The organism is Sunxiuqinia indica (assembly GCF_009847015.1).
Classification (GTDB): Bacteria; Bacteroidota; Bacteroidia; order Bacteroidales; family Prolixibacteraceae; genus Sunxiuqinia; species Sunxiuqinia indica.
In genome coordinates, this window is sequence record NZ_WVEM01000001.1 from 530,899 (window position 1) to 552,731 (window position 21,833).

16 protein-coding genes are annotated in these 21,833 nt (G+C 38.1%); 7 read left to right on the forward strand and 9 right to left on the reverse strand.

The features are described 5' to 3' along the window. The first annotated feature begins 114 nt into the window (after nt 1-114). The 5 genes from GR929_RS02140 (at nt 115) to GR929_RS02160 (ending at nt 6,142) form a co-directional block, all read left to right on the forward strand. The gene (locus tag GR929_RS02140) at nt 115-1,254 is read left to right on the forward strand and encodes a glycosyltransferase family 4 protein (RefSeq protein WP_159517262.1); all 1,140 of its coding nucleotides are present in this window, start codon (nt 115-117) and stop codon (nt 1,252-1,254) included. A 133-nt stretch (nt 1,255-1,387) separates the two neighbouring features. Continuing rightward, nucleotides 1,388-2,134, forward strand: coding sequence for a 3-oxoacyl-[acyl-carrier-protein] reductase (gene fabG / locus GR929_RS02145; protein WP_159517263.1), 747 nt, complete (start codon nt 1,388-1,390; stop codon nt 2,132-2,134). A gap of 69 nt (nt 2,135-2,203) precedes the next feature. Continuing rightward, on the forward strand, nt 2,204-3,064 hold the full coding sequence (locus GR929_RS02150) for a PfkB family carbohydrate kinase (protein WP_159517264.1): 861 nt from the start codon (nt 2,204-2,206) through the stop codon (nt 3,062-3,064). Nucleotides 3,065-3,125: 61 nt separating this feature from the next. Next, nucleotides 3,126-5,030, forward strand: coding sequence for a SpoIIE family protein phosphatase (locus GR929_RS02155; protein ID WP_159517265.1), 1,905 nt, complete (start codon nt 3,126-3,128; stop codon nt 5,028-5,030). A 56-nt stretch (nt 5,031-5,086) separates the two neighbouring features. After that, the gene (locus GR929_RS02160; RefSeq protein ID WP_159517266.1) at nt 5,087-6,142 is read left to right on the forward strand and encodes a mechanosensitive ion channel family protein; all 1,056 of its coding nucleotides are present in this window, start codon (nt 5,087-5,089) and stop codon (nt 6,140-6,142) included. 54 nt (nt 6,143-6,196) lie between these two features. Here the strand turns inward: GR929_RS02160 and GR929_RS02165 are convergent, their stop codons facing one another. After that, a complete protein-coding gene (locus tag GR929_RS02165) occupies nt 6,197-8,722 on the reverse strand; it encodes an ATP-dependent Clp protease ATP-binding subunit (RefSeq protein WP_159517267.1) in 2,526 nt (841 codons plus the stop codon). Between the two features lie 282 nt (nt 8,723-9,004). On the opposite strand from GR929_RS02165, the gene gyrA reads away from it, so the two are divergent. After that, complete coding sequence (gene gyrA, locus GR929_RS02170) at nt 9,005-11,518, forward strand: DNA gyrase subunit A (protein WP_159517268.1); 2,514 nt, start codon at nt 9,005-9,007, stop codon at nt 11,516-11,518. Nucleotides 11,519-11,599: 81 nt separating this feature from the next. After that, nucleotides 11,600-12,802: a tetratricopeptide repeat protein gene (locus GR929_RS02175; RefSeq protein WP_159517269.1), complete on the forward strand. Its 1,203-nt coding sequence runs from the start codon at nt 11,600-11,602 to the stop codon at nt 12,800-12,802. Nucleotides 12,803-13,402: 600 nt separating this feature from the next. Here the strand turns inward: GR929_RS02175 and GR929_RS02180 are convergent. The 8 genes from GR929_RS02180 to GR929_RS02215 form a co-directional block, all read right to left on the reverse strand. Continuing rightward, nucleotides 13,403-13,912, reverse strand: a complete 510-nt coding sequence (locus tag GR929_RS02180) for a flavodoxin (protein ID WP_159517270.1) — start codon at nt 13,910-13,912, stop codon at nt 13,403-13,405. Nucleotides 13,913-13,922: 10 nt separating this feature from the next. Then, nucleotides 13,923-15,968, reverse strand: coding sequence for an alpha-ketoacid dehydrogenase subunit alpha/beta (locus tag GR929_RS02185; RefSeq protein ID WP_159517271.1), 2,046 nt, complete (start codon nt 15,966-15,968; stop codon nt 13,923-13,925). 7 nt (nt 15,969-15,975) lie between these two features. Continuing rightward, on the reverse strand, nt 15,976-17,286 hold the full coding sequence (locus GR929_RS02190; RefSeq protein WP_159517272.1) for a dihydrolipoamide acetyltransferase family protein: 1,311 nt from the start codon (nt 17,284-17,286) through the stop codon (nt 15,976-15,978). Nucleotides 17,287-17,465: 179 nt separating this feature from the next. Beyond that, nucleotides 17,466-17,918, reverse strand: coding sequence for a hypothetical protein (locus GR929_RS02195; RefSeq protein ID WP_159517273.1), 453 nt, complete (start codon nt 17,916-17,918; stop codon nt 17,466-17,468). A gap of 103 nt (nt 17,919-18,021) precedes the next feature. Next, entirely contained in the window at nt 18,022-19,326 is a 1,305-nt protein-coding gene (locus tag GR929_RS02200) for a serine hydrolase domain-containing protein (RefSeq protein ID WP_159517274.1), read from the reverse strand. A gap of 26 nt (nt 19,327-19,352) precedes the next feature. After that, nucleotides 19,353-20,264: a dihydroorotate dehydrogenase gene (locus tag GR929_RS02205; RefSeq protein WP_159517275.1), complete on the reverse strand. Its 912-nt coding sequence runs from the start codon at nt 20,262-20,264 to the stop codon at nt 19,353-19,355. Next, a complete protein-coding gene (locus GR929_RS02210; protein WP_159517276.1) occupies nt 20,258-21,031 on the reverse strand; it encodes a dihydroorotate dehydrogenase electron transfer subunit in 774 nt (257 codons plus the stop codon). The genes GR929_RS02205 and GR929_RS02210 overlap by 7 nt, the downstream gene beginning before the upstream one ends. Before the next feature lie 133 nt (nt 21,032-21,164). Next, on the reverse strand, nt 21,165-21,620 hold the full coding sequence (locus GR929_RS02215; RefSeq protein ID WP_159517277.1) for a helix-turn-helix domain-containing protein: 456 nt from the start codon (nt 21,618-21,620) through the stop codon (nt 21,165-21,167). Between the last annotated feature and the right edge of the window lie 213 nt (nt 21,621-21,833).

A 21,833-nucleotide genomic window follows, 5' to 3' on the forward strand; every position in this document is an offset into this window, starting at 1 on the left:
ATCTATTGTACTTACTGCTTATTAGTTTTATTCCGACTGCTTCTATTGGATTTAAATCATAAAAAACTACTTTAGTGCGTTACTCTGTTGATTCATTAAATTTATTCGATCAAAATGCCTTTGAAAATTGGTTTCGATTCGAAACGCGCTTTCCACAATACCCGAGGATTGGGTAATTACTCCAGAAATTTGATTAGTGGACTAGTCAACTATTATCCAGAAAACAGCTATTATTTGTTCGGTGAGTCAGCTAAAAACGCAGAGTGTGTAAATTGGCACAAGCAAATCTCAAATCAAACGACTTTGATTAATCCAGGTTCTTCGATAACGGGTAAAGCTCTTTGGAGAAGCTACTTTTCAGAAAACGAGATCAGAAAACAACAGCTGGATATTTTTCATGGATTAAGTCACGAGATTCCCTTCAAGAAAAAAAACAAGCATACCAAATATGTGGTCACAATTCACGATCTTTTTGTGTTTCGGCTGAAAAATGAGTTCAAATGGATCGACCGGAAGATTTATCTGGCGAAAATAAAATACAGTTGCAGGCATGCCGATCTAATTATCGCTGTAAGTGAACAAACAAAAAAGGATTTGATTGATTTGCTACATGTGCCGGAAGAAAAGATTGTGGTGAATTATCAGTCGTGTTCCAATTTATATTACGACGAAAAGAATAATGAATGCAAACAGCGCGTCAAAGACACCTATCAATTACCCGATCGGTTTTACTTATTTGTTGGTGCATTGGTCAAGCACAAAAATATAGAGCGAATCATCGAAGCAATAGCTTTGTTGCCTTTGGAAATTCAATATCCGCTGGTTATTGTTGGCAGGGAAAATAGTTATAAAAACGAGCTGATTGCCATCGCGAGTAAATTCAAGCTAGAGGAGAAAATTCAATTTGTGGATTTTGTTACTGGTGAAGATTTACCTGTGTTTTATCAATTGGCTGAATTACTAATCTGGCCATCTCTCTTCGAAGGGTTTGGAATTCCAATTATAGAAGCGCTGTTTTGCAAACTTCCGGTAATTACCAGTAATGTAGGCTGTTTTAGTGAAGCAGGCGGGGAGGGGGCTCTTTATGTTGACCCGGAGCAGACATCTGCAATTGCTTCAGCCATTGAGTTCGTTATTACAGATGATGCACTGTATGCGAAACTGCGAGAGAAGGGGCATGCACATGTTCAAAAATTCCATATTAAAAATACCTCTCTACATTTAATGGAACTGTATAAAAGTCTCCTAAAGTAAATTTCTTTCTGGTCGATAAGAACCGGGTTCAGAACTGAATGTATTCAAGCTATTTATAAAAAAAATATCACCAATTTATCGCTGGCATAGATCAAACCACTATATTTGTTCAGCAAAATTAAAATACACAAAAATGAAATTATTAGAAGGTAAAACGGCTATTATTACTGGTGCCTCAAGAGGTATCGGGAAAGCCATTGCATTAAAATTTGCCGAAGAAGGTTGTAACATTGCGTTTACCGACCTTGTTGAAGATGAAAACATGAAAGCCACTGAAGCTGAATTGAATGCAATAGGCGTAAAGGCTAAAGGCTATGCATCAAATGCAGCCGACTTTGCAGATACAGATCGTGTTGTTTCAGAAGTGGTTAAGGATTTTGGACAAATTGATGCCTTGGTAAACAATGCCGGAATTACGAAAGATACTTTGCTGATGCGTATGACTGAAGAACAGTGGGATGCTGTAATTACAGTCAACTTAAAATCAGTATTCAACTTTACAAAAGCTGCTCAAAAAACGATGTTGAAACAACGTTCGGGCTCAATTGTCAACTTAAGCTCTGTTGTTGGAGTTAGTGGAAATGCAGGACAATCAAACTACTCAGCATCAAAAGCCGGGATTATTGGTTTTACAAAATCAATTGCTAAAGAGCTTGGTTCACGGGGCATTCGCAGCAATGCTATTGCTCCCGGATTTATTATTACTGAGATGACAGCTAAAATTCCGGAGGATGCCAGAAAAGCATGGGAAGCAAATATTCCGATGAAAAGAGGAGGTACTCCTGAAGAAGTTGCGAAAACGGCACTCTTCCTTGCATCTGATTTGTCGAGTTATGTAAGCGGACAAGTGATCAATGTTTGTGGTGCAATGAATACCTGATCATTCAGGAAAAAATATTTTCAAGCCGACACCTGTTAATGTGTCGGCTTTTCTTTTTTTTACATTTTTATGAAACGAGCACTTTTCCTTGGTTTAGCCACTTTAGACATTCAGTACTATGTTGATGTTTTTCCGGGCAGCAATGTGAAAATAAAGTCTGCACCGCCTGAGTTTTTTGTTGGAGGACCTGCGACTAATGCTGCTGTTGCATTCGCTGCATTAAATGGAGATGCAAATTTAGTAACGGCCATTGGCGATAATTCATTCAAATCGGTCTTTAGTGGTGACTTTGAAAGATGCCATGTAAATTGCCTTGATGTGCAAAAGGATCAGCAAATACAACCGGTTTTAGCAACAGTAATTACCTCTTCTAATGGCGATCGCACAATCTTTACGCATCATCCTGAAAAGCTAAAAGCGAAGTTGGATTCAAAAAAGCTTTTGGATGAAATCAATCCGGAAGTGGTCATGATCGATGGGTTTTATCCGGAAATAGCAATTGATCTTGCCTACGAAGCAAAGCAAAGGAATATTCCGGTTGTTTTTGACGGTGGCAGCTGGAAGTCTCATCTGCCCGAATTATTACCTTTTGTCGATTATGCCATCTGTTCAAGTGATTTTCATCCGCCGAAAACGGAAACGCCCGAGGATGTTTTTGCTTTTCTTGATCAATACAAAATTTCATATAAAGCCATTTCCCAGGGACAAGAACCGATCTTATGCCAGTCTTCGGTTCAAGCGAGTAGCATCGATATCCCTAAAGTAGAAGTGCTGGATACATTGGGAGCAGGAGACTTTCTGCACGGTGCATTCTGCTATTATCTCCTAAGCCAGCAAAACTTTGAAAAAGCACTTGCAAAATCAGCTTTGTTTGCTTCAAATACTTGTTTGTACAGGGGAACACGCGATTGGCTAATTAATCAGTCGTAAGGTCTTTCCTTTCATTTTGCTTTTTCATAACTTGTATAAATTATAACGAAGTGCGCGATTCATGACTAAACGGAGTATTGGTGTTCAATTAGGAATTTATGTTTTAGCCGCGGTGATTGCGGTAGTTTCCTTAATTGTGTTTTTGAACTATAAACACAGTAAGGAAATTCTAATGCAAAAAATTGAGGAAGGGGCGATTCACCAATCGAGCTTGATTATCAATCAAATTTCGATTAATGTGGTTAATACTCAGGAAATAGCCAGAAATGTTGCGACTCAGGTTCTTTATTACCAGGCAAATGGCGATTTACAATTTTTTTTGCATGAAGTGCTTAAAAACAACCAGGTCATTAATGGCTTGCGTGTTATGCTTTTTCAAAATGGAGACACCACCACGTATTCAGCGTTCCGATACAGCCCGCAAAACTTGATTAAAGTTGACAAAAATGATCGTAATTGTACGGTATTTCAAACACCTGATCTTTTAAGTCAATTGGCCAAAACCCCACAAGGATTTTGGTGTCAGCCATATTACTGTCCCGACGACTCATCGAATCTGCTTATTTCATATTATTTGCCTGTTTACAATCAGCAAAATGATACTATCGGAATTGTTGCCGGAGATATTAACCTGAAATTTTTAAGCAACGCTATTGCAAACATTCCAATTAAGAAAAATGGGTTCGCATTTATTATATCGAAAGAAGGCGATTTTTTGACTCATCCAAACGAAGATTGGGTTATGAAAAAGAATATTTTTGAGATTGACTCGAAAATATTTACTGAAAACCGGCAAGAATATATTGAAGGCTTAGAGAATAATCAAATGGGGTCGGGTTTTGCCTATCCCGAAATGCTTAATTACGAAAGAAGCTGGTTTTATTTTGCCCCCGTGGTCGCCACCAGCTGGAAAGTAATCATTGTAATTCCGACCAATGAATTATTTAATGAGTTAGATGAAATTTTTGAAGAAATCGTGCTGGTTTCTATGGTCGGAATCATTCTCATATTATTAATCATTATCTTCCTTTTTAAACGCATGTTTTCACCTTTGTCGCAGGCTGTAAAATCGATCCAACGCTTCAGTTTTGGTGATCATTCGCTGCGACGCCGGGGTAGAAAAAATGAGATAGAATTGTTGAATGAGAGTTTGCAAGCACTTCAGGATCAATATGGAACTTATATGAGAGAGCAATTGCAGGTTCGAAAAGATAAGCGCAAATATGAGAAAGATCTGAAGTCGGCAAAAGAAATACAGCGTACAATTATTCCTCAGGATTTTAGCGTGTTAAGTAAACACAAGGAAATTGAATTATATGCGATTTTAAAGCCTGTAGAAAGTATTGGAGGTGATTTGTACGATTTCTTCTTTATTGATGAAAAACACCTGCTTTTTACAATGGGCGACGTGTCGGGAAAAGGAATACCAGCAGCATTATTTATGGCAGTGGCCAATACCATGATTAAAAGCAAGTCCACCGAACTGTCGGCTGCCGGCATCGTCGACTCTGTCAATCAGGAACTGAGCAAAGAAAATTCGAATCAGCATTTTTTAACTCTCTTTCTCGGTATTTTAGATATTGAAACCGGCATTTTAGACTATTGTAATGCGGCACACAACTATCCATTTTTGCTGGAGAAAAGTAAGGGAGTCAAACAACTTGAGCATACCCATGGGTTACCTATTGGTGTATATTCAAACAAAAGTTATGAATCGGATTCTATCGTTTTGTCGAAAGGTGAAACCCTTGTGTTATATACAGATGGAGTTACAGATTGCAAAAATCCGTTGGACGAATTCTACGGACAGCAGCGGCTGCTATCTTATTTGCAAGGCGCAACCGATTATCCATCAAAATTGTTGATTGACAGTTTAATGGTGGATTTACAGAGCTTCAGGAGTAATGCGAAACAAGCTGACGATATAAGTGTAATGGCGATTAGATTTAACGGTAAATACACATAGTTTCTTGAACGCACTTAAGATCCCGTTGTTATTAGATGTAAAACAAACTTCTATTAATGGATATATATTTAAGAATTGGAACGATCACGGTTGGCGTTGTTGTCGGATTTATCATCGCTTTTGGAATTATTGCCTATGTGAAAAAGGTAATTCGCAAAGGAACCGATCATACAATAGGATTAAAAGTATTAAGACTAATAAGTTTCCCTTTTACCGCTCTCATTATTTTACTCTTCGGATCGGTGCTTGCACCAATTACCGGGCTATTGGGTGAGAAATTCTCTCCAGATATTCGGATTTTTAGTGGTATTTTATATACAATCATAATTGCATGGCTCATAATTAATGCCATAAAGGGAGTGAAAGTCTATTTTCTGGGTAAATATGACATCACATCAAAAAATAATTTAAAAGCCCGTAAGGTTTATACCCAATTGACAGTGCTTGAACGGATGCTGATCTCAATCACCTTGATCATCTCGCTCGGAGTGATTTTGATGATGTTTCCACAGATTCAAAAAATCGGAGTTAGCCTACTAGCCAGTGCCGGTATTGCTGGTATTATCATTGGGTTTGCTGCACAACGAAGTATTGCACTTATCTTAGCCGGATTTCAGATTGCAATTACTCAACCTATTCGAATTGAAGATGCGGTGGTCGTGGAAGGAGAGTGGGGGTGGATTGAAGAAATCACGCTGACTTATGTTGTGGTTCGTATTTGGGACAAGCGCAGACTAATCCTGCCAATCACTTATTTTATTGAAAAGCCGTTTCAAAATTGGACAAGGACATCTGCCGAAATTATGGGAACAGTTTTTATTTATGTTGATTATGGATTTCCAGTTGATTCAATGAGGAAAAAATTAACTGAAATCCTTGAAAATACTGACCTTTGGGATAAAAAAGTTAATGTACTTCAGGTGACTGACTTAACAGAAAGAACGATTCAACTAAGAGCTTTGGTTAGTGCCTACGATTCGCCAACTGCTTGGGATCTTCGCGTGCATGTGCGAGAACAGCTGATTAAATTTGTTCAAGAAGAATTTCCAGAATTTCTACCTAAAGCACGGATCAATCTGGATGAAAAGGAACCAACAAAAACAGACAAGTAAACGAATCAAAATTTATATAAAAAAAGCTGGTTAATTAACCAGCTTTTTTTGCTTTTACTTAGTCGTTGTATCTTTAGTCGTTAAAATTTTGACTTTTATCTTTTCCAATTTCTTATCAAAGCCAATCGAAATGGTGTCACCTTCTGTTATCGAAGCTTTAATAATAACTTCTGCCATTTCATCTTCCAGATATTTCTGAATAGCTCTTTTTAAGGGTCTTGCGCCATATTGCGAATCATAGCCTTTTTCGGCAATAAAATCTTTTGCGGCTCTCGAAATTTTCAACTTGTAATTTAACGATTCTACCCGAGTATAAAGGTCTTGCAACTCAATATCAATAATTTTAAAGATATCTTCTTTTGAAAGCGTATTAAACATGATCACATCATCAATCCGATTCAAAAACTCAGGAGCAAAAGCTCGCTTCAAGGCCTTCTGAATAATGTATTTTGCATGATCGTTTTCGTCCTCTGAAGACTTTGGAGTCGAAAAACCAACTCCGCGACCAAAATCTTTCAGCTGACGCGAACCAATATTGGAAGTCATAATGATGATCGTATTCTTAAAGTCGATATTACGCCCCAAACTATCAGTCAAACGACCTTCATCAAGCACTTGCAATAATAAGTGAAACACATCAGGGTGAGCTTTTTCAATCTCATCCAATAGTATAACGGAATATGGCTTACGACGAACTTTCTCAGTTAACTGACCGCCTTCTTCGTATCCAATATATCCGGGAGGAGCACCTACTAAACGAGACACGGCAAATTTCTCCATATACTCACTCATATCAACCCTGATCAGAGAATCAATACTATCAAATAGATATCGGGCGATTACTTTTGCCAACTGAGTTTTACCAACTCCGGTTGGTCCAAGAAAGACAAAGGATCCAATCGGCTTATTCGGATCTTTCAGTCCGGCACGGTTACGTTGAATCGCTTTAACAATTTTAGCAATCGCATCGTCTTGTCCAACAACACTGCCTTTCAATTTATCACCCATGTTCATCAGGCGGATTCCCTCAGCTTGAGCAATACGTTGTACTGGAATCCCTGACATCATAGCAACCACTTCTGCAACCTTTTCCTCTTCTACAACTTCGCGATGGCTAATTAGCTCTTTTTCCCAAGCTTCTTTTTCCTCGTCGAGCAATTGGAGTAGATTTTTTTCTTTATCGCGATGGTTTGCTGCAACCTCAAAATTCTGACTTTTTACCGCTTTGATCTTTTCTTCCCGGGTGTTTTCAATCTTCTCTTCCAGCTTAACAATTCGATCGGGAACATTAATATTTGAAATATGTACTCGTGAGCCAGCTTCGTCCAATGCATCGATGGCTTTGTCCGGTAAATACCGATCAGTAATATAGCGTGCTGTTAACTTAACGCAAGCTTCGATGGCTTTGGGTGAATAATAAACATTGTGGTGGTCTTCATAACGTTCTTTAATGTTATTCAGAATTTCAATTGTTTCATCCACCGAAGTTGGATCTACCATCACCTTTTGAAAACGACGTTCCAAGGCTCCATCTTTTTCAATTTGCTGGCGGTACTCGTCCAACGTAGTTGCTCCAATGCATTGAATGTCACCACGAGCTAAAGCCGGTTTCAGCATGTTGGCCGCATCAAGCGAGCCTGTTGCTCCACCTGCTCCAACAATGGTGTGTATTTCATCAATGAATAAGATAACATTGTTCACTTTTGCCAGCTCATTTAAAATGGCTTTCATGCGTTCCTCAAATTGTCCCCGGTATTTTGTTCCGGCAACTATCGATGCGATATCAAGACTGACCACTCGTTTATCAAACAATACTCTTGAGACTTTCTTTTGAATGATCCGAAGAGCTAACCCCTCAGCGATTGCTGATTTACCGACACCTGGTTCTCCAATTAAAATCGGATTATTCTTTTTACGGCGCGAAAGTATTTGAGCTAAGCGTTCAATTTCTTTTTCACGACCGACGATGGGGTCAAGGTTATTTTCTTCGGCAGCTTTTGTAACATCGATTCCGAAATTATCCAATACCGGGGTTTCTGATTTTGCACCTGCTCCTTTCTTTGAAGAAGAACTTCCCCCCTGAGGAGGTTGCTTTGAAAAAGGATCATCCACATCATCTTCGTCGCCAAAGTCAGATTTTCCTTCAGGTTGTTTGTAATCTTCTAATCTCGATTTCAAAATATAATAATTTACGTGAAAATCACTCAATAACGATGAAATCTGGCTATCTTTATCTTTTAATAAAGCTAAAAGTAAATGGCCGGTATTTATCGTGGTACTATTGAAAGCCCTTGCTTCCAGATACACTAGCTTAAGTGCTTTCTCTGCTGATTTTAAGAGTTGAACGGATGCTTGTGAATCAATTGTATTTTCGGTTCGAAGCGTTGTTTCTATCGCTTCCTTTATTTCTGACAAATTAACTCCTAAATTCGTAAGAATATCAATTGCAATCCCTTCTCCTTCTCTCAAAATCCCCAGAAAAATATGCTCAAGCCCAATCTGTTCATTTCCTAACCGGATAGCTTCTTCACGACTATAGGTAAGAACATCTTTTATTCTTGGTGAGAATTGAGAATCCATATTAATGTACTTTTGAATTATTAACTTATTTCCTTATTAACAAATACTATTCCGAAATGTTGGTTGCATTCCGAAGCTCTTTGCGTTGTATTTAATGCTAAAATTAATCAATATTTATCTACTCTTAGGCTAATTGGCGCGGATTTTTAAACATGATAATGTTAAAATCTTATTGAATACGGGCAATTATTAACCGCTTTGAATAGCTGGTATTACTAGTATTTTTATATTTTTGTATGTCAAAAAAATTTCAACATAAAATTTCTTTAAAAGGAGGATTAAATGGCTGAAGGCGAAAAAATTATAAAAATAAATATTGAAGAGCAGATGAAGTCTGCTTACATCGATTATTCGATGTCAGTCATTGTTTCAAGAGCATTGCCTGATGTTAGGGATGGATTAAAACCCGTGCATCGTCGTGTCTTGTTTGGAATGAGCGAGTTAGGGATACTTTCAAACCGTCCGTATAAAAAATCGGCAAGAATTGTCGGAGAGGTGCTTGGTAAGTATCACCCTCATGGCGATTCTTCTGTTTACTTTACGATGGTTCGTATGGCGCAACATTGGTCAATGAGATACCCATTGGTAGACGGACAAGGAAACTTTGGCTCAGTGGACGGAGATAGCCCGGCTGCAATGCGTTACACGGAAGCAAGACTGACTAAAATTGCCGAAGAGACATTACAGGATTTGGATAAAAATACGGTTGATCTACAACCAAATTTTGATGAATCACTAAATGAACCTACGGTTTTACCAACCAGAATCCCTGGACTTTTAGTCAATGGAGGATCGGGAATTGCTGTCGGAATGGCAACAAATATGCCACCACACAACCTTTCTGATACAATTGATGCCATCGTGGCATACGTTGACAATCCGGAAATTGATATTAAAGAGCTTATTCCAATCATAAAAGCTCCTGATTTCCCTACCGGTGGAATAATTTACGGATACAAAGGCGTTGAAGAAGCTTTTGAAACAGGCCGTGGACGAATTGTTTTAAGAGGAAAAGCGCATGTGGAAGTTCAACCCAATGGTCGTGAAAAAATTGTAATTACCGAGATTCCTTACCTGGTTAATAAAGCAGAAATGATTATGAAAACTGCTGAATTAGTCAATGAAAAGAAAATTGAAGGAATTTCGAATGTCAATGATGAATCCGATCGTGACGGTATGCGGATAGTTATCGACATTAAGAAAGATGAAATATCGAATGTTGTTTTAAATAAGCTATATAAATACACTCAGCTTCAAACCAGTTTCAGCGTAAATAATATTGCATTGGTTAAAGGACGGCCAAGAATGCTGAACCTGAAAGATCTGATCCATTATTTTGTAGAACATCGACACGATGTTGTCGTTAGAAGAACCCAGTACGAACTGGAGCAGGCTGAGAAAAGAGCTCATATCCTGGAAGGTTTGATTATTGCCAGCGACAACATAGATGAAGTAATCGCATTGATTCGAAGTTCAAAAACTCCGGATGAAGCCAGAGAGCGCCTTATTGAGAAGTTTGAACTGTCTGAAATTCAAGCTAGAGCTATTGTTGAAATGCGATTGCGCCAATTAACAGGGCTGGAGCAAGACAAGTTGCGTTCTGAGTACGAAGAAATCATGCAGTTTATTGAGCATTGCCGCGAAATTCTGGCGAACGAAGAATTGCGAATGAGCATTATTAAAGACGAATTGCTTGAAATTAAAGAGAAATACGGAGACGAACGTAAAACGGAGATTATTCCTAATGCTGAAGAATTCAATCCTGAAGACTTCTATGCTGATGAAGAAATGGTAATCACGATTTCTCATTTGGGCTATATTAAACGTACACCGCTAACTGATTTTAAAATTCAAGGCAGGGGAGGCGTTGGTTCAAAAGGTGGTTCAACACGAGATGAAGATTTCCTTGAGCACATGTTTATTGCGACAATGCATAATACTCTGCTTTTATTTACTGAAAAAGGGAAATGTTTTTGGTTGAAAGTGTATCAAATTCCAGAAGGCACAAGAACCTCAAAAGGACGCGCGATTCAAAACTTGTTGAACATTGAACCAGATGACCAAGTACTCGCCTTTAATAAGGTTAAGCGATTGGATGACGAAGAATACATTAACAACAATTATATCATCCTTTGTACCAAGAAGGGTATTATAAAGAAGACCTCATTAGAAGCTTATTCTCGACCTCGCCAAAATGGGGTGAATGCAATTACCATTCGAGAAGGAGATCAACTGCTAGAGGCACGCCTGACCAACGGAAGCCATGACATTATGATCGCCGTTAAATCGGGGAAAGCTATTCGCTTTCATGAAGATATTGTTAGATCAATTGGAAGAACAGCATCGGGAGTACGAGGTATAACCCTTGGAAATGAGAATGATGAGGTTGTTGGCATGATCTGTGTAGAGAATGAGTCAGAAGACGTTCTTGTTGTTTCTGAAAAAGGATATGGAAAACGATCAAGCATCGAGGATTACCGAATTACCAATAGGGGAGGTAAAGGTGTTAAAACGATTAACATCACTGAAAAAACCGGAAGCCTGATTGCAATTAAAAGCGTTCTTGATGAAAATGATTTGATGATTATTACACAAAAAGGCTTGACGATAAGACTTCCAATTTCAGCTTTGCGCGTTATGGGCAGAGCTGCTCAAGGAGTAAGACTAATCAACCTGAAAGGTGAGGACAAAATCGCCTCGATAGCTCGGGTAACATTCGAAAATACGAGTGATGAAGAACTTTCAGATGAGATAATAACCGACGATGAACCAACAGGACCAGAAGATGAATCATAATGCTTTATTAGTCATAGATTTGTACTGGTTTATAAAAAAATTAAATTTGTAGAAAAATCTAAAATTAATAATTACTAAAAGATGATGAAGAGAACATTTATTCTAATTGCACTTATAATTTCAGTTTCGGCTGTTTTTGCACAGAAAGGTAAGGTGTCAAGCGCTCAAAGCTATAAAGACGCTGGTAAGCTTGACGAAGCCTATACAACGATTGAGGAAACAATTAACCCGAGTAATGATAAATCTGATAAAACCATTGACTGGCCCAGAACATGGGAAGTTCGAGGAGAGATTTTTCAGGCTATATTTAGCTCTGACAACGAGAATTACAAGAAGTTATCAGAGAACCCATTATCAGAAGCTTTAAAGTCGTATAAAAAGGCATTAGAGTTAGACGATAAAGATCGTAATGATAACGCAGTGAAAATTAAACTTACGCTGTTGATTTCGGATTTCACAAATCAAGCCGTACAGGCTTTTAACGAAAATAACTACGAGCTAGCTTTGCAATCATTTAAGCAGATTCTTGAGATTGAAGATATGCCATTGATGAAAGACGAAGAAAACCCGCAAGCCGTAGATACAGTGATTATTTTCAATGCTGGTTTAGCCGCTTATAATGCTGAAAAATATGATGAAGCCATTAAGTATTATGAAGAAGCTGCAAAACACGATTACAATGGAGCACGTACTTTTGAGTTGATTGCGTCTTGCTACGTTATGCAACAGGACACTGCAGCTGCATTAGAAACCTACCAACGAGGATTTGAGAAATATCCGGAAACCAGTTCAATTTTGGTAGGTATGATTAACATTTACCTGAACTCAGATAAGGTAGATGATGCGATGAAATACCTGGAGTTAGCAATTGAACAAGATCCTGAAAACGCTTCATTTCATTTTGCAAAAGGTTCGCTGTACGACAAAATTGGAGATATTGAAAAAGCGACAGAAGCATATAAAAGTGCAATTGAATTGAAAGACGATTTTGCTGATGCTTATTACAATCTGGGGGCGATTTATTATAACGAGGGAGTTAAGCAAATAGAGGTAGCAAATTCGGTTCCAACTAATGAACCAGAAAAATATGAAGAAGAGAAAAGCAAAGCTGATGTCCACTTCAAAAAAGCAATTCCACCAATGGAAAAAGCCGCTGAGTATTCTAAAGATGCACCGCAAACTCAAATGAGTTCATTAGAAACGTTAAAGACTTTGTATTATCGTTTGAAGATGATGGATAAGTTTGATGAAGTAAATGCTAAGCTTGAAGAACTGAAGCAATAGAGAATTAAGACTTATATTTCAAGGAGGGAAATTTTCTCTCCTTTTTTTAAACGTATAAAAATAACATAATATCAACTATAAGACAAACACAGAAGATTATTTTTAGCTCAGATTTAGCATTTTAATGACTTCTAAGGAAGAGCAAGTAAAAACACCTTAACCATTCATAAATACAAACAAAGAAAAAGATTAGCGCGCATCTGAGATATACACTAGCTAAACATCATCAATCAAACAGCACAATAAGATTTAAATAAACCAATCTCGTATTTCTGTCCATCCTATAAGGATGCACCAAATATTAAATTCTAAAGGAGTTCAGTGAGAAAGGCAAAAATACACATCACTCTTTTTAAGGAATTCAAGAACTAAGACACAAAAATCCAATCAAAAGCTAAATACACAAATGTAAATATATGTGATGATTTCTAATAACACACTAGTAGCCATGTTGATAGATGTGCACATATGTAACTCTGCAAGATCATAACAGCTTTATCTGATTCTTATAATAAGACTTTGTATAGTTCATTTAAAAAAAAATAGAGCGTGGAATTACTTTAATTCCACGCTCTATTTTACTTTTTATTTGATTGATCGTTAAAACCCTGACTTCTTCAGAGTTTCAACCCATTTGTCAATTCTTCCTTTTGATAATCGTGCTTGATTTTCCTGATCAAGACAAAGACCACTCCACTCATTATCACCTCTTTCAGCTCTTGATTTTTCGTAATTATATCCCTCGCGTGAAGTATGCCCGACAACTTTAGCACCCCTTGACTCAACTAATTCGGCAAAAATACCTACACCATCATTAAAATTTTCCGGATAAAACTTTTGATCTCCTAAGCCAAATATAGCAAACGTCTTGCCCGACAAATCCATGTCCTCAATCGCCGGAACAAGCTCATCCCAATAGTTGGGTAATTCTCCGTCCCACCAAGTTGCAACACCTATAATATACTTGTCAAACTGAAGGAAATTCTCTTCAGTTACCTCTTCAGCATTCACGACTTCGAGATTTTCATTGTCTAAAGCTTGTATAATCTTTTCGGCTACTTTAGAGGTTTTATTTGTATGAAAGCTATAAAATATACCTATTTTGCTCATGATCTTCCTTTTAGTATGCAATTAACTCTTTAGCTACAGCCACAATTTTATCGGTATCGGGCAGAATGGCTTTTTCAAGAATCCTGTTAAATCCTACCGGAGTATAAGGTGAACCAACCCTTTTCACTGGTGCATCTAGGTATTCAAACGCTTCCTCCATAATCATAGAAGTAACTTCAGAACCAAAACCAGCAAAAACTTTATCTTCATGAACAACCATTACTTTATTCGTTTTCTTTACAGAGTCAAGAACTGTCTCTTTATCTAGTGGAACAATCGATCTTAAATCGATTACTTCGACGTCAATTCCTTCTTCTTCAAGTTTTTCAGCAGCTTGCAAACTGTAAATTAATGTATTTCCATAGGTTACCAGCGTAATATCGCTGCCTTCTCTTCGAATACGGGCTTTTCCAAACGGGACTTCAAAATCATCAGGAATTGGAGTTGCAGCCTGTGGTGCATTATATAGTGCTTTAGGCTCCATAAATACGGTTATTCCTTTCGATCTGATTGCAGTTCGCAATAATCCTGCTGCATCATCTGCAAACGTTGGGTAAACTATCCGAACACCTGGCATTGTTGCCAAGGCGCCTTCAATATTTTGAGAGTGATACAAACCACCGCCAATGTAACCTCCAGAAGCTAATCGAATAGTCATATTAGGAACGAACTGTCCGTTTGAACGCCAATACTCATGGCTGGATTCAACATACTGTTCCATTGCCGGCCAAAAATAATCAGCAAACTCAGCTCCTTCAATAACGATTCTGATTTTATCGTTAAAGCGGCTCATTCCATTTGCTGTTCCAACAATAAAGTCTTCGGCAATTGGAGCACTAAATACTCGTTGCTCTCCAAATTCCTGCTGCATTCCTTTTGTTACATTGAATGCACCGCCTTTTTCTTTATTGGCAACATCCTGTCCCCAGATAAACGTGTCCGGATTCGCACGAAATTCTTCTTTCAGCGTTTTATTGATCGCTTCAACGAGTTTAACTTTATCGCCATCATGATTATGAACTCCGTCAGGATATTTCTCTGCTGGATAAGGCTCCGGCATTACAAAATCAAAAATACTTTCGGGATCCGGATCTGGAGCTTTCATCGCTTTTTTGTGAGCAGCTTTGACAATGCCTTTGGCGTTTTCCTCAATAGACTGAAGTTCTTCTTCGGTAAACCGGTTATATTTTAGCAACATCCGGCGAAATTTCGCCAATGGATCATAAACACGAACATAATTACGCTCATTTTCACTGCGATACAGCTCATGCCGATCTGAATTCGAGTGCGATTCAATACGAACACAATTGGCTTGCAGAATAACAGGCTCTCCAACTTCAAGAACATGTTTTTTAGCTTCAGCCATCGCATTCATGGAGTCAAAAACATCTTTACCATTGCAATGAATGATTCTTAAATTTTTGAATCCGATAAAATTATTAGCTGCTTTTCGGTTGGCTGTTTGCATGTGCTTGGGAACTGAAATTCCGTAGCCATTGTCCTGCAATACAAATATTACAGGAAGCTTCTCACGCGAAGCCCCGTTAATTGCTTCGTATACATAGCCTTCGCTCACCGAAGACTCACCATGCGACGTAATAGCAACTCCCTTTTGTCCATAATACTTAATCGCTCTGGCAACTCCTACTGCATGTAGATCGTGATTTCCGGTACATGATGAGACATTGTGAATATTCCATTCCGGCTTAGCGAAGTGGTTGGACATGTGCCGTCCACCGCCAGCCACATCAGTAGCCTTTGAAATTCCATTCAATAAGATTTCCTCTTCGGTTAAACCGGCAGAGAAACAAGTCATCATGTCCCGGTAATATGGGAAAAGATGGTCGGTTTCTTTGTCAAAATGTTGACCAATTGCAAACTGTATTCCGTCATGTCCGGCATAAGGAGCATGATATGACCAGCCAATGGCTTGTTTGAGGTAGTTGGGAGCTCTTTCATCAAGTCTGCGGCCCACTACCCATTTGGTATACCACTTCTCAAGAGTTTCCTTATCTACATTCTTTATTGTGTAAATCTTGGGATAAATACTGCTCATGTGTAATTTATATTTGTCTGTTTATGTCGAATTCTTCTAGAAGATCGGCGATCCGTCTCACAAATGCACCTCCCATTGCTCCATCAATAATTCGATGGTCATAAGAAAGAGAAAGGAACATTTTATGTCTTACTACAATCGCGTCTCCTGTCGGAGTTTCCATAACGGCAGGTTTTTTTTCTATTGTTCCGGTAGCCAGAATTGCTACTTGTGGTTGATTAATAATTGGCGTGCCAATAACATTTCTGAAAGAACCAAAATTAGTAATTGTAAAGGTTCCCCCTTGGTAATCTTCTGGTCCTAATTTGTTATATCGTGCACCTTCAGCTAATTGATTCAGCTTTTTGGTGATACCAACCAAGTTCTTTTGCTCGGCTTCTTTAATCACCGGTACAACCAGGTTACCATCGGGTTTGGCCACAGCGATAGCTACGTTGGCCGATTTATGCAGGTAAATCTTATTATCATCAACCGAAGAGTTTACAACGGGGAATTCAATTAAAGCTTTTGCGACAGCCTCAGTAAACACAGGCATGAATGTGATTTTCTCACCATACTTTTCCTGAAACTCATTTTTAACTTTATTTCTCCACAGAACCAGATTTGTCACATCCGCTTCAACAACAGAAGTAACATGAGGTGAAGTTTGTTTTGACCGAACCATGTGATCCGCAATTAATTTGCGTACCCGGTCCATTTCAATAATCTGATCACTAGCTCCAATTGAAGGACTAACTTTTGGTGCCGAAGGTTTTGAAGCGGGTTTACTCTCAGCCGGAGCTGATTTTCCAGCTTTTTTGTCTTCAATAAATTTCAGCAAGTCATTCTTTTGAACTCTTCCATTCTGACCAGAACCTTCAATACTTTCAAGCTCTTCCAGCGTAACATTTTCTTTTTCAGCGATACTTTTCACTAATGGTGAGTAAAACCGATTTGAACTTGATTTAATATCAGAAGCTTTAACTGCCGAATCTTTTTCGGTCTTTTCTTTATCAGCAGACTCTTCATTATCTGCTGTTTTATTCGTTACTTCTGGGGTTTCTTTTACATCTTCTGATTCATCTTCATCATCTTCCCCATCTATTTTAATAATAGCCACAACTTCTCCTACCGGAACGACATCGTCTTCCTTAAAGAGAATTTTGGATACTATTCCATCAACAGGCGATGGAATTTCAGAATCTACCTTATCTGTTGCCACTTCAAAAATCGGATCATCTTCTTCAATTGTATCTCCTTCTTTGACGAACCATTTTGTAATCGTAGCCTCCTGAACACTTTCACCCAGTTTTGGAATTAGGATCTTGAACTCTGACATACTTTTATTTATTTAACATTTGATTATTCTCGAAAATTCAATTTATTCAACAAGCTAGGAATTGAAAAGTTCAAGATGCAAAGCGGATACGAAATAATCTTAATCAATAGGCTGAATAAGCCATTGAGTCGCATTTTATGATAAAAAATATTTTGGGAGGAAATTAATAGGAATAATTATTATTGAATAACAATTCTATCGAAAACACCTATAATCTCTTTCGAATTGTTAGCTTGTCTTAATTCTTGTTCCACTGAGTCGGTTTTTTGATTGAATATCGCAATCGATTTATTTATTATTTCAATCATTTCTTTTTCGACTTTTTCTAAGGACAGAATATCTTTTTTCATACACTTACGGTAGTGGTTTGTTAGTTTCTGAACAGAATAATACAAGTCTGGCTTTTTTATTTCTACTGAAGAGATATAACTGGGAGGTCCGCAATTAACTTTTTTTGTATAGATCTGATTGAATTGCTCCAATTTAACAGAAATAGTTTTTCCTAATAATTTATCATGCATACACTCTTTAATTTCCGGTATTTGGCATGATGCTCCTTGAAATTGAAAAACTTCCTGTGCCCAGGTGGATAGTGTGATAAATAAGCAAGCGGCGCAAAACAATAACTTCATAAATTCGTTCCTCCTCAAATCGATTTCCTGTTAAATTTAGAAAAAAATGGGATAGATCAAGAATTCTGGATTGAATAATGCTAAAGAACATTAAATCAAATGGTCAATTATTAATTGCCAAAGGAAGAATATCAATTGGATAGTAGTTAAAGAGATCTTGCTGCGGCCATTCTTTAATCCGCCCTGTTAAACCTTGCATAAAGCGATTAATCTCGTACGGGAATTTAGACCCTTTCCAGCTACTTGTATTTGAAAGAAAGATCCAGTTAAGCCCATTTTTTTGTCTTTTTAACATGGCCACCGAACCTGCCATGCTTCCAGTACGCGCCCATGTGCCATAATCGTTTGTTGCTCTCCATCCCAGTGGACCTTTAGCATAGGTATTATCGGTCATTTCCAGAATTGAGCCATCTTTTAATACATCCTTAACTTCTGGATGCCCATCGATTAAGACCAGTAACCGGGCAAGCTCTACCGAAGAGCAAATCCAACCTCCTGCAGCTCCCAATAATTCGATTGGATTACCGCCATCCGATTTTGGAACTTTTAAACCTTGTCCGGCAAAATCAAATATTTGCAAACTTCCTCGTTGTTCAAAATAGTCCACTTCATTGGGATATTTGTATGTTCTGTCGCTGTGGCCGATATGCATGTCCAATATGCCATTGGGAATTAAAACTTCTTCACGAACAAAATCTTCATAGCTTTTACCACTAACCGCTGAAATAACTTCTCCTAAAAACATATAACCCATGTTCGAATACGAAACTTGTGTTCCTGGTGGAAATGAGAGACGTCGGCTGGCAATATATTTCGAGTAGGTTTCCATTGTTGCAGGTGGCGTGTCGCCTACTTTATCTGCAATACTCAGCGAATGAAAAGCTGGATCACCATAACGTTGAGACCAGCCACCTGAGTGAGCTAACAGGTTTCGTACCGTAATATTATAAAGTTTTGAGTCGCGGACATCTCGGAAATACTGGTTATCAATGACAGCACCGGGGCCAAACACCTTATCAGAAAGATTTAGTCTGCCGTCTTCAACCAGTTTCATGATAGCTACTGCAGTAATCAGTTTTGAAACGCTAGCAACTCGAAACAAACTACCAGGTTGTACTTTATTTCCTGCGTTATCAGCCTTGCCAAATCCTTGAGCATAAATAAGTTTCTCATCTTTTATGATCGCTATTGAAACACCATTGAGTTCCCAGCGCTGGATGAACCTTTCGACCTGCTTTTTGATATATTTTGACTGGTTGAAATCTGATAGGTCGTTTTGTATGCGAAAATTTAATCCTTTCAATTCAAGTTCATAATAGGCCGGAACTTGCTTTTTCCTGCTAATTCGTGTCGAACCAAAGGACAATAAAAAAATGATAATAAATATAGAGTATCTCAAATATCGCATAAGTTACAAATCTGAATCAGGTGTTGTTATATTTGTAAACAACCAACTAAATCACTGGCATTCTGTATTTTATTCAATTCTAAATAGTTATTAATTCCATCTACAATCTGAACAGGAATAGTTGGGTCGATAAAAATAGCTGTGCCCACTTGTACGGCCGAAGCACCAGCTATCATAAATTCAATTGCATCGGTCGCGTTCATTATTCCACCCATGCCAACGATAGGGATTTTTACGGAATTGTATACTTGCCAAACCATTCGTAATGCTATTGGTTTAATTGCAGGCCCCGAAAGTCCACCGGTAATCGTAGACAAAACAGGCTTGCGGCTATTCGCATCAACAGCCATTCCTAAAAACGTATTTACTAAGGATACTGCGTCCGCCCCCTGTCCTTCAACTGCACGTGCTATTTCAGTTATATCGGTAACGTTTGGAGAAAGTTTCACAATTAATGGTTTATCGTATACTTTTCGAACCGCTCGAACAACAGCTTCGGCAGATGGGCAACTCACTCCAAAAGCCATCCCTCCTTCTTTTACGTTCGGGCAGCTAATATTTAACTCTATAGCCGGAATTTTGTCCAACGCATTGATCCGTTCGGTTAATTCCACATATTCTTCTATGGTAGAGCCATTTACATTGACTATAAACTGGCTGTCAATATCTTTGATGTTGGGATAAATATTTTTTTCAAAGTTGTCTACACCTTTATTTTGAAGCCCCACAGCATTTAACATCCCTGAGGGGGTTTCAGCCATCCGGGGATAGTCATTTCCTTGTCTTGGCTTTAGGGTAGTTCCTTTCATAACAACGCCGCCAAGTTTCGATAGGTCTACAAAGTCTGCAATTTCTTCACCAAAACCACACGTTCCCGATGCTGTTAAAACCGGATTTTTAAATACAAGATCTTTAATTCGAATACTTAAGTCTACCATGTTAGTTTATTAATATTAAATACCGGTCCATCGGTACATACACATTGATTACCTTCAATTGTTTTTTCAACACAACACAAGCACACGCCGAAACCGCAAGCCATCATATTTTCGAGAGAAACCTCGCAAGACACTTGATTTTTAGCAGCTTCCTTTGCTACAGCTTTCATCATTAAATCGGGTCCACAAGTGTAAATTCTGTCAAAAGCAGTCAATTCACTTTTAAAAACAGGATGATGGGTTACAAATCCTTTTTCTCCCAGGCTACCATCTTCGGTTGTGTGGTAAAAATTTCCAACGTGTTTATATGCAGTAATATCTACATGATCTTGTTTACTTCTTGCACCAAGTAATACATGAACATTTTGGGGATCTAAACCGCATATTTTAGCCAAAAACAACATGGGGGCAACACCACTACCTCCACCTATAAGCAACACTTTTTCGTCTTTTCCAGGTATTGAAAAGCTGCTGCCAAGCGGATAGATAACGCTAATCTTATCTCCAGCCTGATAGGTCGTTAGTACGTTTGACCCTCTTCCCAATATTTTTACCAATAATGAGAAGGTGTTATTTTCGTAATCGACATCAAGTACTGAAAATGGGCGTCTTAGAAATATTTCAGTTGATTTTTTTATCTCTACATTAACAAACTGCCCTGGAAATATTTGAGGCAATTTTGTAGATGACTTTAAATCCAGTCTGAAATTATCATGATTTAATTGGGTGTTTTTAATCAGAAGTAGCTCCTCTACTGTCTTTTTCATTCGTATATTCTTTGAACGTTACTATAAGGGTAACACATGTAATTTGTTATCGAGCTATCGAAAATAAGGGCATCGATTGTCAATAACGCATTTCATACGATACAAATTTGCTCGCAAATATAACCAGAAAAATTTATTTCGAGGGACCGTACTCTCTAAAAGTTTGATCGGTATAGAAAACCACAATACGTTCAATTGTTTTTTCTGTTTTCTTAGCAAAATCGGGAGTTTCAGCTTGCTTTTGTTCGTTCTCTGAAAGTATTGGCTCAATGGGCTTTTTAATTGATGAGGTAGAAATTTCCTCCTTTATTGGTGGTGAGTCAACATTGGATACCGGACTGTTTTGTGGGAACAATTGCGGAGAACTTTGTGGTGCGCCAGGCTCAAGCATGTCACCATCACCCATTATGAGCCATTTAGCATTGATTTCCGGATATTTCTCCAGCATTTTAGATATAAACTGGAAGCTCGGTTTATTTCGTCCGTGCAGCACATGGGTAACGTTTGATCTTTGTACACCAATTGAATCAGCAAGCTCTGACGATGTGATGCCTTGATGATCCATAAATCGTTTTATCCGGGTGTTCATTTATTAGAATTTTACTTTTATACAAAAGTAACAAATCAGAATCAAATCAGGAAACAAAACTTAACAACAACGTTGGCACTTTTGTAAATTAAGCACCTTTTACAATTGGGTGTTAATGTAAATAGTGTTCGTTTTTTACTGTAGTTAATACCTGTATATTCATGAACAGAAGTTAGTTATGAGGGTAAATGAGAGTCATATACGGCACGTAGC

Bases quoted from the DNA above. Each gene is read 5' to 3' on its own strand.
- GR929_RS02140 (WP_159517262.1), top strand. From the start codon at position 115: ATGCCTTTGAAAATTGGTTTCGATTCGAAACGCGCTTTCCACAATACC.
- GR929_RS02210 (WP_159517276.1), bottom strand. From the start codon at position 21,031: ATGAAAAAGACAGTAGAGGAGCTACTTCTGATTAAAAACACCCAATTA.
- GR929_RS02195 (WP_159517273.1), bottom strand. From the start codon at position 17,918: ATGAAGTTATTGTTTTGCGCCGCTTGCTTATTTATCACACTATCCACC.
- GR929_RS02175 (WP_159517269.1), top strand. From the start codon at position 11,600: ATGATGAAGAGAACATTTATTCTAATTGCACTTATAATTTCAGTTTCG.
- GR929_RS02215 (WP_159517277.1), bottom strand. From the start codon at position 21,620: ATGAACACCCGGATAAAACGATTTATGGATCATCAAGGCATCACATCG.
- GR929_RS02150 (WP_159517264.1), top strand. From the start codon at position 2,204: ATGAAACGAGCACTTTTCCTTGGTTTAGCCACTTTAGACATTCAGTAC.
- GR929_RS02185 (WP_159517271.1), bottom strand. From the start codon at position 15,968: ATGAGCAGTATTTATCCCAAGATTTACACAATAAAGAATGTAGATAAG.
- GR929_RS02200 (WP_159517274.1), bottom strand. From the start codon at position 19,326: ATGCGATATTTGAGATACTCTATATTTATTATCATTTTTTTATTGTCC.
- fabG (WP_159517263.1), top strand. From the start codon at position 1,388: ATGAAATTATTAGAAGGTAAAACGGCTATTATTACTGGTGCCTCAAGA.
- GR929_RS02190 (WP_159517272.1), bottom strand. From the start codon at position 17,286: ATGTCAGAGTTCAAGATCCTAATTCCAAAACTGGGTGAAAGTGTTCAG.
- GR929_RS02165 (WP_159517267.1), bottom strand. From the start codon at position 8,722: ATGGATTCTCAATTCTCACCAAGAATAAAAGATGTTCTTACCTATAGT.
- GR929_RS02155 (WP_159517265.1), top strand. From the start codon at position 3,126: ATGACTAAACGGAGTATTGGTGTTCAATTAGGAATTTATGTTTTAGCC.
- GR929_RS02160 (WP_159517266.1), top strand. From the start codon at position 5,087: ATGGATATATATTTAAGAATTGGAACGATCACGGTTGGCGTTGTTGTC.
- GR929_RS02180 (WP_159517270.1), bottom strand. From the start codon at position 13,912: ATGAGCAAAATAGGTATATTTTATAGCTTTCATACAAATAAAACCTCT.
- GR929_RS02205 (WP_159517275.1), bottom strand. From the start codon at position 20,264: ATGGTAGACTTAAGTATTCGAATTAAAGATCTTGTATTTAAAAATCCG.
- gyrA (WP_159517268.1), top strand. From the start codon at position 9,005: ATGGCTGAAGGCGAAAAAATTATAAAAATAAATATTGAAGAGCAGATG.